This is a genomic window from Variovorax sp. GW822-FHT04E09 (genome assembly GCF_058800845.1).
This window is the reverse complement of the sequence record NZ_JBXAMR010000004.1, coordinates 423457-438054: the sequence shown is the minus strand read 5'-3', so window position 1 is coordinate 438054 and position 14598 is coordinate 423457. Positions and strand designations below refer to the sequence as shown.

14 protein-coding genes and 1 tRNA gene are annotated in these 14598 nt (G+C 67.4%); 11 read left to right on the top strand and 4 right to left on the bottom strand.

All coding sequences use genetic code 11. The features are described from left to right. Positions 1 to 3: 3 nt before the first annotated feature. Positions 4 to 831 carry an ABC transporter substrate-binding protein gene (locus tag AC1RL8_RS19030; RefSeq protein ID WP_159274898.1) on the bottom strand — a complete coding sequence of 276 codons (828 nt, stop codon included), beginning with the start codon at positions 829 to 831 and terminating at the stop codon, positions 4 to 6. Positions 832 to 1022: 191 nt separating this feature from the next. On the opposite strand from AC1RL8_RS19030, the gene fabV reads away from it, so the two are divergent. The 4 genes from fabV to AC1RL8_RS19010 all read left to right on the top strand — a co-directional run bounded on the left by fabV (position 1023) and on the right by AC1RL8_RS19010 (position 6138). Next, positions 1023 to 2219, top strand: a complete 1197-nt coding sequence (fabV, locus tag AC1RL8_RS19025; protein ID WP_492685826.1) for an enoyl-ACP reductase FabV — start codon at positions 1023 to 1025, stop codon at positions 2217 to 2219. Positions 2220 to 2246: 27 nt separating this feature from the next. Further along, complete coding sequence (locus AC1RL8_RS19020; protein ID WP_056578450.1) at positions 2247 to 2666, top strand: group II truncated hemoglobin; 420 nt, start codon at positions 2247 to 2249, stop codon at positions 2664 to 2666. Positions 2667 to 2697: 31 nt separating this feature from the next. Next, entirely contained in the window at positions 2698 to 3921 is a 1224-nt protein-coding gene (locus AC1RL8_RS19015; protein ID WP_492685827.1) for an NAD(P)/FAD-dependent oxidoreductase, read from the top strand. A 153-nt stretch (positions 3922 to 4074) separates the two neighbouring features. Beyond that, positions 4075 to 6138 carry a bifunctional 2',3'-cyclic-nucleotide 2'-phosphodiesterase/3'-nucleotidase gene (locus AC1RL8_RS19010; protein WP_492686124.1) on the top strand — a complete coding sequence of 688 codons (2064 nt, stop codon included), beginning with the start codon at positions 4075 to 4077 and terminating at the stop codon, positions 6136 to 6138. A 24-nt stretch (positions 6139 to 6162) separates the two neighbouring features. Here AC1RL8_RS19010 and AC1RL8_RS19005 read toward each other — a convergent pair whose 3' ends face one another. Next, positions 6163 to 6828 (bottom strand): Smr/MutS family protein, encoded by a 666-nt coding sequence (locus tag AC1RL8_RS19005; protein ID WP_062469125.1) that lies wholly within the window; start codon positions 6826 to 6828, stop codon positions 6163 to 6165. Next, positions 6828 to 7505 carry a RadC family protein gene (gene radC / locus AC1RL8_RS19000; RefSeq protein ID WP_492685828.1) on the bottom strand — a complete coding sequence of 226 codons (678 nt, stop codon included), beginning with the start codon at positions 7503 to 7505 and terminating at the stop codon, positions 6828 to 6830. Before radC ends, AC1RL8_RS19005 begins: the two co-directional genes overlap by 1 nt. 107 nt (positions 7506 to 7612) lie before the next feature. Between radC and AC1RL8_RS18995 the strand changes: the two genes are divergently transcribed. The 6 genes from AC1RL8_RS18995 (at position 7613) to AC1RL8_RS18970 (ending at position 12461) form a co-directional block, all read left to right on the top strand. Continuing rightward, positions 7613 to 8056 carry an FKBP-type peptidyl-prolyl cis-trans isomerase gene (locus AC1RL8_RS18995; protein WP_062469447.1) on the top strand — a complete coding sequence of 148 codons (444 nt, stop codon included), beginning with the start codon at positions 7613 to 7615 and terminating at the stop codon, positions 8054 to 8056. After that, a complete protein-coding gene (gene ispH / locus AC1RL8_RS18990; RefSeq protein WP_095743996.1) occupies positions 8053 to 9021 on the top strand; it encodes a 4-hydroxy-3-methylbut-2-enyl diphosphate reductase in 969 nt (322 codons plus the stop codon). The genes AC1RL8_RS18995 and ispH overlap by 4 nt, the downstream gene beginning before the upstream one ends. Positions 9022 to 9026: 5 nt before the next feature. Then, positions 9027 to 9983, top strand: a complete 957-nt coding sequence (locus AC1RL8_RS18985; RefSeq protein ID WP_095743997.1) for a threonine/serine dehydratase — start codon at positions 9027 to 9029, stop codon at positions 9981 to 9983. 63 nt (positions 9984 to 10046) lie between these two features. Then, entirely contained in the window at positions 10047 to 11378 is a 1332-nt protein-coding gene (gene serS / locus AC1RL8_RS18980; protein WP_492685829.1) for a serine--tRNA ligase, read from the top strand. A gap of 57 nt (positions 11379 to 11435) precedes the next feature. Further along, a tRNA-Ser gene (locus AC1RL8_RS18975) sits at positions 11436 to 11525 on the top strand. A gap of 564 nt (positions 11526 to 12089) precedes the next feature. After that, positions 12090 to 12461: a type I restriction endonuclease subunit M gene (locus tag AC1RL8_RS18970; protein WP_492685830.1), complete on the top strand. Its 372-nt coding sequence runs from the start codon at positions 12090 to 12092 to the stop codon at positions 12459 to 12461. A 28-nt stretch (positions 12462 to 12489) separates the two neighbouring features. Here the strand turns inward: AC1RL8_RS18970 and AC1RL8_RS18965 are convergent, their stop codons facing one another. Next, on the bottom strand, positions 12490 to 12885 hold the full coding sequence (locus tag AC1RL8_RS18965) for a helix-turn-helix transcriptional regulator (RefSeq protein ID WP_492685831.1): 396 nt from the start codon (positions 12883 to 12885) through the stop codon (positions 12490 to 12492). A gap of 179 nt (positions 12886 to 13064) precedes the next feature. Between AC1RL8_RS18965 and AC1RL8_RS18960 the strand changes: the two genes are divergently transcribed. Then, complete coding sequence (locus AC1RL8_RS18960) at positions 13065 to 14597, top strand: hypothetical protein (RefSeq protein WP_492685832.1); 1533 nt, start codon at positions 13065 to 13067, stop codon at positions 14595 to 14597. The last annotated feature ends 1 nt before the right edge of the window (position 14598 follow it).

The following is a 14598-nucleotide window of genomic DNA, read 5'->3' as shown; positions in this document are numbered from 1 at the left end:
GGCTCAGTCGATCTTGTCGGTTTCGAGCTTGAAGTCGCGCGTCTGGAAGCCGGAGGCCGTGTTCGGGCCGTACCACTTCAGGAAGATCTTCTGCGCCTCGCCCGACTTCTCGAGCTCTCGCAGCGTGTCGTCCACCACGGTCTTCAGGCCGCTCTCGCCCTTCTTGATGCCGATGGCCAGCGACTCGGTGCTCAGGTTCTGCTTGAGCACCACGTACTGCGCCTTCTGCGGGCCCAGCTTGGCGTAGCTGCGCAGCAGCGCGGCCTCGTCGTCCACGTAGCCCACGCCCTTGCCCTGCTGCAGCGCCTGGAAGGCCTGCTGGCTGGTGTCGAAGGTCACGACCTCGGCGGTGGGCACGGCCTTGCGGATGTTGGGCTCCTGCGTGCCGCCGCGGATGGTCAGCACCTTCTTGCCGCCGAGTTGCGGTACGTCGGTGATGCCGCTGGTCTTCTTCACGATGGCCTTCTGGCCGGTGACGAAGGTGGTGAGCGAGAAGTCGATCTGCGCCTCGCGCTCCTTGTTGTGCGTGAGGCCGGCGGCCACCAGATCCACGTGGCCCTGCTGCAGCTCGGGAATGCGCGCGGCCACGGCGATCTGCTTGAGCACCGGCTTCACGCCGATCTTTTTCGCGATGGCGTTCACCAGGTCGACCTCGTAGCCGACGATCTGGCGCGTCTTCGGATCGATGAAGGTGGCGGGCTCGTCGGTGCCGAGCACGCCGACCACGAGTTCGCCCTTCTTCTTGATGTCGGCGAGCTGGTCCGCATGGGCGGCAACGCCGGTCAGCAGGGCGGAAGCGGCAAGGGCCGCGGCAAGCAGGGTGTGGCGCATGGTGGGGATCGTCCTCTCTCCAGAGTGAAATTCAGGCCGGAACCATATCAATAAAACCCAAGATTATTAAATCGTCAATCGACATATGCATATGGGGCTGATGAATCGGCCTGTTGCCGGCTGGGTTAAATTCGCGACGCCGCGACGTGCCCCGCCGCCGTCCCCCGAATGTCTTACCGAGCGAGCTTTTCATGATCATCCAACCCCGCGTGCGCGGCTTCATCTGCGTCACCACCCACCCCGTGGGCTGCGAAGCCAATGTCCGGCAACAGATCGAGTACGTCAAAGCCAGGCCCCCCATCGCGGGCGGCGCCAAGCGCGTGCTGGTGATCGGCGCGTCCACCGGCTACGGCCTGGCCGCGCGCATCACCGCGGCCTTCGGCAGCGGCGCCGACACGCTGGGCGTGTGCTTCGAACGCGCGGGCAGCGCGACCAAGCCCGGCTCGCCCGGCTGGTACAACACCGCCGCCTTCCACCGCGCCGCCACGGCCGAGGGGCGCTACGCCAAGACGATCAACGGCGACGGCTTTTCCGACGCGGTGAAGCAGCAGGCCATCGAGACCATCCGCGCCGACCTCGGCCAGGTCGACCTCGTGGTCTACAGCCTGGCCGCGCCGCGCCGCACGCACCCGAAGACGGGCCAGGTCTTCAACTCCGTGCTCAAGCCCATCGGCAAGGCCGTGACGCTGCGCGGCCTGGACACCGACAGCGGGACCGTGAAGGAATCGGTGCTCGAGCCTGCCACGCAGGAAGAGATCGACAACACCGTCGCCGTCATGGGCGGCGAAGACTGGCAGATGTGGATCGACGCGCTGCAGCAGGCCGGCGTGCTGGCCGACGGTGCCAAGACCACGGCCTTCACCTACCTGGGCGAGCAGATCACGCACGACATCTACTGGAACGGCTCCATCGGCGCCGCCAAGAAGGATCTTGACGAGAAGGTGCTGGACATCCGCGCGCAGCTGGCGGCCAAGGGTGGCGACGCGCGCGTGTCGGTGCTGAAGGCGGTGGTCACGCAGGCCAGCTCGGCCATTCCGATGATGCCGCTGTACCTGTCGCTGCTGTTCAAGGTGATGAAGGCCGAAGGCACGCACGAGGGCTGCATCGAGCAGGTGCACGGCCTGTACGCCGACAGCCTGTACGGCGCCACGCCGCACCTGGACGACGAAGGCCGCCTGCGCGCCGACTACAAGGAGCTGGCGCCGCAGGTGCAGGCGCGCGTGCAGGAACTCTGGCCGCAGGTCACCGACGCCAACCTCAATGAGTTGACCGATTTCGCGGGCTACAAGACCGAGTTCCTGCGCCTGTTCGGCTTCGCCGTCGACGGCGTGGACTACACGGCCGACGTGAGCACCGATGTGGGCATTCCCGATCTGATCCAACTCTAGAGTGCCCTCGAAGGGATACTCGCTTTCATGCAGATTCAAGACAAACCGCCCGCCGGCACGCCCTTCGAGTGGATCGGCGGCGAGCCGAAGGTGGAAGCACTGGTCGAGCGCTTCTACGACCTGATGGACCTCGAGCCGGCCTACGCGCAACTGCGCGCCGTGCACGGCACCGACCTGGACAACGCGCGCCAGCGCCTGTTCTGGTTCCTGTGCGGCTGGCTCGGCGGGCCCGCCCACTACACGGACCGATTCGGCCACCCGATGCTCCGTGCGCGGCATCTGCCGCAGGCCATCGGCGGCCACACCATCGGCATCAAGGAGCGCGACCAGTGGCTGGCCTGCATGGACCAGGCGATGGGCGAGACCGGCGTGCCCGAAGACCTGCGCGCACGCCTGCGCGACTCCTTCTTCAAGACCGCCGACTGGATGCGCAACCGCGGTGAGTGACCCGACAACGATTCCCGAAAGACTGTTCTCCATGAATTCCATCGTCATCATCGGCGGCGGCCACGCCGCGGCCCAGCTCTGCGCGGGCCTGGCGGAAGCCGGGCAGGGCGCGCGCGTGCACCTGGTCTGCGAAGAGGCCTGCGAGCCGTACCACCGCCCGCCGCTGTCGAAGGCCTTCCTCAAGAGCGCCGACGAAACCACGCAGCCGCACAAGGCCGCCGACTGGTACCGCGAAGCGGGCATCACGCTGCACCTGGGCGACGCCGCCGTGGCCATCGACCGCGAGGCGCACACCGTCACGCTGCGCTCCGGCGCGGTGCTGCCGTGGGAGCGTCTGGTGCTGGCCACCGGCACGCGCGCACGCCAGATGCCTGGCCTGCAGGCCGGCCTGGAGAACGTCGCGAGCCTGCGCGCTGCCGACGAGGCGCAGCGCCTGCGCACGCGGCTGGCGGATGCGCAGCAGGTCACGGTGCTGGGCGGCGGCTTCATCGGCCTCGAAGTGGCGGCCACCGCGCAGGCGCTGGGCAAGCGCGTGCAGGTGATCGAATGCGCGCCGCGCCTGCTGGGCCGCGCCGTGTCGCCCGAGCTGTCGGCGCACGTGCTGGCCACGCACCGCGCGGCCGGCATCGACGTCGTGCTGGGTGCGCAGACCGGCGCCTTCGAGGTCGTGGGCGACCGGCTCGTGTCGGTCGAGGTCAACGGCGTGAAGCAGCCGATCGACCTGCTGCTGCTGGGCATCGGCGCCGTGCCCGAGACCGCGCTCGCGCAGTCCGCGGGCCTCGAGTGCGCCGACGGCATCGTGGTCGACGGCCACATGCAGACCAGCGCGGCCGACGTGCTCGCGGTGGGCGACTGCACGCGCTTCCCCGACCGCCGCGCGGGCCGCGCGCTGCGGCTCGAATCGGTGCAGAACGCGAACGACCAGGCGCGCACGGCCGTGGCCACGCTGACCGGCGCCGCGCGCGATCATGACGCGGTGGCGTGGTTCTGGTCCGACCAGGGCGGCCTGCGCCTGCAGATGGCGGGCCTCATGCCGGCCGAAGGCACGCCGGGCCTGGTGAGCGTGCGCCGCGCGGGGCCCAAGCCCGAGGCCTTCTCGCTGTTCCACTACGTCGACGGCCAGCTCGTGTGCGTCGAATCGGTGAACGCGCCGGTCGATCACATGATGAGCCGCAAGCTGCTCGAAGCGGGCCGCAGCCCCGCGCCCGAGGCGGTGGCGGACGCGGTGGTACCACTAAAGAATCACCTGGCCTGAACCTGGCGTAACGGCTGTCGCAACGGCGCTGCACGACAGGCCCGGATTCACCGGTCTGTCACCCGGCTTTCGGAGACTGGTCCTTCCTCATATCCGCAGGGAGACCTCTCGATGAACAACGCAGTGGCCGCGTCGCTGGCGCGCCTCGCCCCCATGTCCACCTGTGCCGCCGTCCTGGCCGCCGTGCTCACCGCCTGTGGCGGTGGCAACGGAGGCGGCACCACGTTCCCCCCGATCGTTCCGCCCCCTGCGCCCGCACCGGCTCCGGCGCCCGTGGCCGCCGGCACGCGCACCACGGTCGCGCTGCTCGAAACGACCGACCTGCACTTCAACGTGCGCAGCTACGACTACTTCAAGCTCGCCGAAGACAAGTCGTACGGCTACGAGCGCACCGCCGCGCTCATCAACGCCGCGCGCAAGGAGTTCGCGAACACGATGCTGTTCGACAACGGCGACACCATCCAGGGCACCGCACTGGCCGACTACGAAGCGCTGGTCAGCCGCATCCCGTGCACGCAGCCGCTGTCGATGTACAAGGTGATGAACGTCACCGGCTACGACGCCGGCACACTGGGCAACCACGAGTTCAACTACGGCCTGGACTTCCTCAACCAGGTGCTCGGCGGCGGCCTCGATGTCGAGGGCGTGGACGGCAGCAAGAAGTGCGCGGGCCCGAGCTTCCCGATGGTGGTGGCCAACGTGCACAGCCTCAAGAGCGGCAAGCCGCTCGTGGCGCCCTACACCATCGTCACGAAGCAGTTCACCGCGACAGCGCCGGACGGCAAGAGCGTGACGGTGCCGGTGAAGGTCGGCGTGATCGGCTTCACCACGCCGGGCATCATGAACTGGGACAAGCGCTTTCTCGAAGGCAAGCTGCGCACCGAAGGCGCGGTCGAAGCGGCCAAGCGCTACGTGCCCGAGCTGCGCGAGAAGGGCGCCGACATCGTCGTGGCGCTGCAGCACGGCGGCCTCGACGCCTCGCCGTACTCGCCGACCATGGAAAGCCCGGGCCTGTACCTGTCGAAGGTGCCCGGCATCGACGTGCTGATGATGGGCCACCAGCACGGCCTGTTCCCCGACCGCGGCGCCAAGCCCGGCTACACGCAGCCCGGCGTGGACAACGCCGCCGGCACCGTCAACGGCGTGCCGGCCGTCATGCCCAGTTCGTGGGGCAAGGCGCTGGGCCTCGTGAAGCTCGAGCTCGTGTGGGACGGCAAGGCCTGGGGCGTGGACAAGACCAAGACGCTGGTCGAGGCGCGCTCCACGCAGACCGGCAAGGACGGCGCGGGCAAGGCCGTGTACGTCGACGCCGACCCGAGCGTGGCACCGATGGTCGACACCCAGCACCAGGCCGCGATCGACTACGTGAAGACGCCGATCGGCAGCACCGACTTCCGCATGAACACCTTCTTTGCGGACGTGGGCGACCCGGGCGCGATCCAGATCGTGAACCAGGCCCAGGCCGACTACGTGAAGACCTATATCCAGGCCAACCTGCCGCAGTACGCGAGCCTGCCGGTGCTGTCGGTGAGCGCACCTTTCAAGTCGGGCTTCGAGGGCGGACGCGACTACACCGACGTGGCCGTGGGCAACCTGGCGATCTTCAGCGCCGCCGACCTGTACCTGTACCCGAACACGGTGTACGCGGTGAAGGTCACGGGCGCCGAGATCAAGGGCTGGCTCGAGGCCGCGGCCAAGCGCTTCAACAAGATCGACCCGGCGCTCACGACCGACCAGTCGCTGATCAGCCCCTTCCCGGGCTACAACTTCGACATGTTCACCACGCCCGACATGCAGTACGAGATCGACGTGACGCAGGCCGTGGGCAGCCGCATCAAGAACCTCATGTACCTAGGCGCGCCCATCGACCCGGCGAAGGAGTTCGTCATTGCGACGAACAACTACCGCGCGACCAGCGGTGCGAGCTTCATTCCGGCGCTGGACGGGCGCGCAACGATCTACGCCTCGCCCGATGCGAACCGCGACGTGCTGATCGCGTACATCAAGGCGAAGAAGACGATCACGCGCGCGGCCGACGGCGCGGCGCGCAGCTGGCGCTTCACCAAGGTGACGACGGCGGGCAACGTGACGATCACGTCGGGGCAGGGGCAATTGAGTGCTGCGACCGATGCGGGGCTTGCGAACATCTCGCTGCTGACCGCGGATGACGGGAGCGGCAAGGGCCGCTCGGTCTACAAGGTCGATCTGAGCAAGTAAGGGCAGGGCCCGTGCGGCGCTGTGTCAGCGCCGCACGGGCGCCAGCAGCACCACCAGCGCCCCGGCCCCGCCTTCGGCCGGCTTGGCCTGCACGAAGGCGATCACCTCGTTCTTCTGGATCAGCCAGCGCTGCGTCTTGGTCTTGAGCACCGGCTGCTTGCCGGGCGAGCCCAGGCCCTTGCCGTGCACCACGCGCACGCAGCGCAGCCCCTGCTTGTGGGCGTTGCGGATGAAGCCGCCGAGCGCCTCGCGCGCCTCGTCGCTGCGCAGGCCGTGCAGGTCGACCTGCCCCTGGATCGACCAGTCGCCCTTGCGCAGCCGCGCCGTGATGTCGGTGCCGATGCCGGGGCGGCGAAAGCTCATCGCGTCGTCGACGTCGAGCAGCGTGGTCACGTCGAACTCGTCGGACAGCGACTCGCGCAGCACGCGCTGCTCGTCGAGTTGGTGTTGAAACGGAATGGGCGCGGGCGGCTCGGGCGCGAGCGCCACGGCGGCCTTGCGGCGCAGCGGTTCGGTGGCGCCGATGGCGCGCGTGAACAGGTCTTTCTCGGCGGCACGCTTGCGCTCGGCCGCGGCGCGCGCGGCGGCCTCCGCGGCCTCGCGCTCGCGGGTTTCGGCGAGCACGCGCTGCACCTGCTTGAGGTCGGCCAGGTTCTTCAGGGCCGGGGGACGCGAAGAAGACGACGCCATCAGAGCAGCCCCCGTTCCGCCATCGAGAAGCTCTGGCCCGGGCTCACGATGACGTGGTCGAGCACGCGCACGTCGACCAGTGCCAGCGCGGCGCGCAGGGTTTGCGTGAGCGATTCGTCGGCGCGCGAGGGCTCGATGCTGCCGCTGGGGTGGTTGTGGGCCAGCACCACGGCCGCGGCCTGGTGGTGCAGCGCGCGGGTGACGACCTCGCGCGGGTAGACGCTGGTCTGCGTGAGCGTGCCGCGAAACAGCTCCTCGAGCGTGAGCAGGCGGTGCTGCACGTCGAGGAAGAGCACCGCGAACACCTCGTGCGGGCGCGAGCCGATGTGCAGCTGCAGGTACTGCTTGACCGCCTCGGGCGAGTCGAACACCGTGCGTTCCTTCAGGCGCTCGCCCATGGCGCGGCGCGCCAGTTCGAGCACGGCGGTGAGTTCGGAGCGCTTGGCGCTGCCGCCCATGCCCTTGACCGCCTTGAGGTCATCGGGCGCCGTGTGCAGCAGCCCCGACAGCCCGCCGAAGCGCTCGAGCAGTTGCTGGGCCAGCTGGAGCACGTTCTTGCCGGCCACGCCGGTGCGCAGCAGCAGCGCCAGCAGCTCGGCGTCGGCCAGCGCGGCGGCGCCCCGCGCGATGAGCTTTTCGCGCGGCCGGGCGTCGAGAGGGAGATCCTTGAATGCCATGAAACCCTGCTGAAACCTGTGCCGGGGCGAGGTGTTGCCCCGATCCTTAAAATGAGGGCCAGTTTATCGGGACACCTCCCTCGTCTTTGCCCACCTTCGCTGCACCCATGTCCCAAGTTGTGACTTCCGGCTCCTTCCTGACCCTGCACTACCGGCTGGCCGGTCCGGCGGGCGACATCATCAACACCTTCGCCGACAAGCCCGCCACGCTGTCGCTGGGCACCGGCGAGCTCTCGCCGGCCATGGAGCAGCGCCTGATGGGCATGGAAGAGGGCGCGCACGCCACCTTCGAGCTGCCCGCCGGCGAGGCCTTCGGCGAACGCAACCCCGACATGCAGCAGTGGGTGGCGCGCAAGCTGCTGGCCCAGATGGGCGACCCCGACGAGCAGTACGCCGTCGGCGACGTGGTGCAGTTCCCCACGCCCGACGGCTCGGGCAGCTACGCGGGCGCGGTCGTCGAGTCGAACGAGACCGGCGTGCGCTTCGACTTCAACCACCCGCTCGCGGGGCAACCGGTCACCTTCGAAGTGAAGCTGATCGGCGTGCTATGAATCCGAACATCGAGGAAGTCCTCCTGGCCGAGCCGCGCGGCTTCTGCGCTGGCGTGGACCGCGCCATCGAGATCGTCGAGCGCGCCCTCGCCAAGTTCGGCGCGCCGATCTACGTGCGCCACGAGATCGTGCACAACACCTACGTGGTGAACGAGCTCAAGGCCAAGGGCGCGATCTTCATCGAGGAGCTCTCCGACGTGCCGCCCGGCTCCACGCTGGTGTTCAGCGCGCACGGCGTGAGCAAGGCCGTGGAGCAGGAGGCGCGCGACCGCGGCTTCTCGATCTTCGACGCCACCTGCCCGCTCGTGACCAAGGTGCACGTCGAGGTGGCCAAGCTCGCGAAAGAGGGCTACGAATTCATCATGATCGGCCACAAGGGCCACCCCGAGGTCGAAGGCACGATGGGGCAGCTGTCGAGCGGCATCCACCTCGTGGAAGACGTGGCCGACGTGGCCAACGCGTCGCCGCTGCAGACCGAGAAGCTCGCCGTGGTCACGCAGACCACGCTCAGCGTGGACGACGCCGCCGAGATCGCCGCCGCCGTGCGCGCGCGCTTTCCGAACGTGCGCGAGCCCAAGCAGCAGGACATCTGCTACGCCACCCAGAACCGCCAGGACGCGGTGAAGATCATGAGCCCGCAGGTCGACCTCGTGATCGTGGTCGGCAGCCCCACCAGCTCCAACAGCAACCGCCTGCGCGAGCTGGCGCAGCGCCTGGGCACCGAGAGCTACATGGTCGATTCGGCCGACGAGCTCAAGCCCGAATGGTTCGAGGGCAAGTCGCGCATCGGCCTCACCGCCGGCGCCTCGGCGCCCGAGGTGCTGGTGCACGAGGTGATCGAGCGCGTGCGCGCCTTCGGCGCCGTGTCGGTGCGCAAGATGGACGGCATCGAGGAAACCATCAAGTTTCCGCTTCCCAAGGGCCTCAAGCTCGACGACATCCCGCCCCCCGGGCACATCTCCTGAACATCATGACAAACACCGATTGGCGCTCCGACATCGAGAGCGCCTCCCGCAGGCTGGGCGAACGCGCCGGCCATTTCCTGCGTGAAACGCCGCTGTGGAAGCTGCCGGCCGCCGCCCTGGGCGTGGCCGCGCCGGGCGCCGAAGTCTGGCTCAAGCTGGAGCACATGCAGGTCAGCGGCAGCTTCAAGGCCCGCGGCATGATGAACCGCCTGCTGGCCAACGACATCCCCGCCGCGGGCGTGATCGTGGCCTCGGGTGGCAACGCCGGCATTGCCACGGCGGCCGCCGCCAAGGCGCTGGGCGTGCCCTGCCAGGTATTCCTGCCGGGCGTGTCGCCCGAAGCCAAGCGCGCGCGCCTGCGGGCGCTGGGCGCCGAAGTGGTCGTGGTCGGCGAGCTGTACCCCGACGCGCTGGCTGCCTGCCTGGCGCGCCAGAAGGAAACGGGCGCCTTGCTCACCCATGCCTACGACCAGCCCGAAGTGGTGGCCGGCGCCGGCACGCTCGGCCGCGAGATCGAGGCGCAGGGCGGCCTGCCCGACGCCGTGCTGGTGAGCGTGGGCGGCGGTGGCTTGATCGGCGGCCTGGCCGGCTGGTTCGAGCAGCGCGCCCGCGTGGTGGCGCTCGAGCCCGAAAAGGCCCCGACGCTGTTCCGCGCTCGCGAGGCGGGCGAACCCGTCGATGTGGACGTCGGCGGCATCGCGGCCGATTCGCTCGGCGCGCGCCGCATCGGCGCCATCGCCTGGGAGATCACGCAGCAGCAGGTGCGCGACGCGCTGCTGCTGTCCGACGACGCCATCCGCGCCGCCCAGCAGTGGCTGTGGAAAGAACTGAAGCTCGCCGTGGAACCGGCCGCCGCGCTGCCGCTGGCGGCGCTGCAGACCGGCGCCTACGTGCCGCGCGAGGGCGAGAAGGTGTGCCTGATCATCTGCGGGGCGAACGTCGATCCGGCCACGGTCGCCTGAGTCGCCGCAGGCGTGCGAGCGGGGAGGGCGGGCGCGGGCCGGGCGCCCACCTAAAATCCCCCCATGCTCGACATCACCCTGCTCCGCAAAGACCTGGCCTCCGCTGTGGCCGGCCTCGAAAAACGCAAGAAGAACCAGCCCTACCTCGACGTCTCGGCGTTCACCGCGCTCGAGGCCGAGCGCAAGACGCTGCAGACCCGCACCGAGGAAATCCAGGCGCGCCGCAACACGCTGAACAAGCAGATCGGCCCGCTCAAGGCCAAGGGCGAGTCGGTCGACGCGCTCATGGCCGAGGTCAACGCGCTCAAGGCCGAGCAGGAGTCGCAATCCAAGCGCCTCGAGGAAATCCAGCCCGAGTTGCACGCGCTGCTGCTGGCCGTGCCCAACCTGCCGCACGCCAGCGTGCCGCTCGGTGAAGACGAAGCCGGCAACGTCGAGATGCGCCGCTGGGCGCCCCAGGGCGGCGCCGGCGCCAACGCCACGCCGCTGGCCTTCGCGCCCAAGGACCACGTCGACCTCGGCGCGCCGCTGGGGCTCGATTTCGAGATGGGTGCCAAGCTCTCGGGCTCGCGCTTCACCGTCATGAAGGGCCCGATCGCCCGCCTGCACCGCGCGCTGGCCCAGTTCATGGTCGACCTGCAGACCGAACAGCACGGCTACACCGAGTGCTACGTGCCCTACGTGGTCAACGCCGCCACGCTCAGCGGCACCGGCCAGCTGCCCAAGTTCGAAGGCGACCTGTTCGCCGCGAAGAAGGGCGGCCAGGACGGCGAGCCCGCGCCCGATCATTCGGCGCTGTACCTCATCCCGACCAGCGAAGTGCCGCTGACCAACTTCGTGCGCGACGAGGTCGTGCCCGAGGCGCAGCTGCCCATCAAGCTCACGGCCCACACGCCGTGCTTCCGCTCGGAAGCCGGCAGCGCCGGGCGTGACACGCGCGGCATGATCCGCCAGCACCAGTTCGACAAGGTCGAGATGGTGCAGATCGTGCACCCCGAGAAGAGCTACGACGCGCTGGAGCAGATGACCGGTCACGCCGAAGCCGTGCTGCAGGCGCTGGAGCTGCCGTACCGCGTGGTGCTGCTGTGCACCGGCGACATGGGTTTCGGTTCCACCAAGACCTACGACCTCGAGGTGTGGCTGCCCGCGCAGAACACGTACCGCGAGATCAGCTCGGTGTCGAACTGCGAAGCCTTCCAGGCGCGCCGCCTGCAGGCCCGCTTCAAGAATGCCAATGGCAAGAACGAGCTGGTGCACACCCTCAACGGCTCCGGCCTGGCCGTGGGCCGCGCGCTGGTCGCCGTGCTGGAAAACCACCAGAACGAAGACGGCTCGATCAATGTGCCGGCGGCGTTGCGTCCGTACCTCGGCGGCCTCGAAGTTTTGCGCGGTTGAAGCGCAGGGCGTCAAAAGTCAGATTTTTCTGGCTATAATCTGAGGCTCGACAGCACCGGAGAGGTGGCAGAGTGGTCGAATGTACCTGACTCGAAATCAGGCGTACTAGCGATAGTACCGAGGGTTCGAATCCCTCCCTCTCCTCCAAACTCAAGCCCCTGTAGCAGCCCTTGCTACAGGGGCTTTTTGCTGGGCGCGCGGCTTTGCACACTGATTGGTGGGCCGCGTGCAATGGTTTTGCCCATGTTTTGGTTTGCCCCAAGCGTTGGGCGCCAATGGTCGGCAGCGGCCTTTGTTGGACAGCGGCTTGGTTGCTGCGCTGGCTAGCGGCCCACCCGAGCCCGCCGAAGGCCGCGTAGGCTGCCTTTGGCAAGGTGACCGTGGGGCCCCTGCGCGGCGCGCCAAGAAACCGTCAAAACAGGGGCGTTTTCGGCCGACGATGAAAGCCGAGCACTGAGTAAAGTGTTGTTTTTATGCTAAAATATACCCACGGGTAGAAAACCTACCGGCGCAAGCCAGGTAAGAGCCTGCCCGTATGCAGGCGCACCGCCGCCTGTACCCCCTGATGGCCGCCAAACCAGCGCTTTTTTGACGCTGGTCCTGGCGGCCGTTCTTGTTTCCATCCCCCGCGCTTTTTCCGACTGCTGTGCCTTGCCCCTTGGGGTCAGGTGCGGCTGCCGCATGGGCGTTTCTCTTCTATGGAGATTTCAAGTGAAAGACTTTCTAAGCGCCTTCCTCACACCTGATGTTTCACTGCGCTTCGCGCTGGGCCGTGTTGTTGCAACACCGGGCGCCTTGGCGCTCATACATACCAGCAACAGCAATCCCTTCGCGCTGCTCGCCAAGCATGTGACCGGCGACTGGGGCGACATCGACCCCGAAGATGTGCAGACCAATGAAGACGCGGTCGCGCATGGCTTGCGCGTGCTCTCGGTCTATCGATTGCCGCTTCAAGTAGCGGTCGAGAAGGGGGCAGCACAGACGCAGCCATCACAGGACGTTGATGAGCACGACAACCGAATCTGGCTGATCACCGAAGCAGATCGCAGCGTTACGACACTACTGTTGCCGGAGGAGTACTGACGTCTTGCCCTGCTGATGCCTCTCGCCCCTATCGAAGTCGAGTCCGCTTCGGAACGCGTGGCGGGGACGCTCTGTTTTGGCGCCTGACGGGCGCATTGGGATCGGCCCATGTCGGCTTCACGTTTTTCTTCACCGGCTCCAGCAGTTCCGACAGCGAGACGTTCAAGCAATAGCAGATGACCGACAAGGTCAACAGCGACGGGTTGGAAACACCGCGCTCGATTCTGCTGAGCAGGGTCCGATCCACCTCTGCCTCTCCCGCCAACTGTTCCTGCGAAAGATCGCGCGAAATCCGAATCGCCTTGAGTGATTTGCCCAGAGCGATCGAGACCGTGTTTGCCTCGCGGGGAAGCGGGCTCGGGGTTCTTCGGGCTTTCGAGGCCGAGGGCTTGGCCGAACCGGCACCACCAGCAGTTGTTGTCATGCCAATGATCGTCGGTAGCTGAAGCATTCAGTACCACGGAATAAACACATTTACTAACGATGCATATACTCCACAAGGAATCATGTTCTCCAGCTGACGCTGGCCCGATGCGGGAAGCGCCAGTGACGTTTTCAACAATTTGCCGAAGGGCACGCGAGGGACACTTGAGAAACTCTTTTATGGGTGCGTTGATTGCAATGTTGATGGCCACCAGCGCGTTGGCTGCAGCCACGCCGCCGGACGGCACTTACGTCGGCACGCTTGCGTGCGAAGCCACTGTTGTAAACCCGAGCGAGCCGGCGTTCTCAGCGCCAGTGAGCATCAAAGTGGCGGGCTCTGGCGTGACCTGGGTTCGCGAAACGCCTGCGATGCGGGAAGTCATTGCCGGCACGCTTGCAAACGGAAGCGCGAGCTTTGACGGCTTTGGTGGCTCGGTCTCGGCCGCGACCAAGCAAGCGTTTTGGGACTGGAAGCTCAAGGCCAACCTTGTCTACTCGCCCGAGGGCTTTGGCGGGCACGCGCAAATGCTCTCCAAGAACGGCCTCGACGTCCTTAGGAACTGCAGTGTTGCCTCGGCTCCTGTGCGCCCGACGTCGATGGTGTCCGCCTCCGAATCCTCTCCTCGATCTCTTGCCCCCGCATCCACCGCAGCGCAGGAAAAAGCCAGTGCCCCGAGCCTGTCCGAGCGGGAAGAGGCTCTCCGAAAGAATGAAGAGGCACTCGCAAGCCGGGGGCGCGCCCTTAAGGAGCGCGAACAAGGCCTCGCGTCCCGCGAAATGGCACTGGCGTCTGCGGCTTCGACAGCGGTCGGTCCCGCAACGCCTCCGCCATCCGCGAGCCCGAACGATGTTGCTCAACTGGCCGAGAACACCGCCAGGGTGCTGGCGAGCGCAGTGGTCGAGGGGGCGAGATTGGGAGCGGGGGCTCAAGGCGGACGCGTGGCAGTGCCAGTCGCGGTGCTGCAAACCGTGCAGCAGCAGATGCACTCCAAATCGCCGCGGGCCGATGCAACGCCATCCGTGTTGCCCGGCATGACAGCCGATGCTCGTGCCCCTTCGGCAGGAGCGCCGGTCGCCTGGCCTACCAAAGAGGCGCTGCTGGCAGCGACGCGCAAAGGCGAGTTCGTGCGCGTCACCAACATCACGTACTACGGCGATGCACAGTTTGCACCTCTGCTGCGCTCCGTCTCGTACGTGCTCGCCAGCGAATACCGAGTGCCGCCGTTTCCGTCAGGTGCGCAGGGGTGTGGCTTCCAGTACAGCGAGAACGTGTTGGCATTCGTGCGCGCCATCAACGGCCGCCATCTCAGCACGCTGAACAATCAGCCGCCGGAGTTCTACAACCCGCCGCGCGACAGCGGCCCAGCGCCCGAGACGCTGGTGCGCCGGGTCACAGATTCGGCCAACTGTGACCTGGAGATCGTGGGCATGCGACGTGTGCATCCTTACAAGCAGGCCTTGATCCAACTCATGGGCGAATACGGCCAGGCCACCAAGGACTACGTGGACGCCGAGCGCCAGCGCCGGCAGGCCGCCTACCAGCGCCAAGAGGACCAAGCCTTAGCGGAGCAGAACCGCCAGCGCGACGAACAGGCGCGCCATGAGACCACGGCCCGCGCTGCCGCGCAAAAACGCATCGACGCCGAGCGCGCTCGTATCGAGGCCGACGAGAAGCGCCGCCAGGACATCGAACGTAGCCGTATCGGCGGATAGG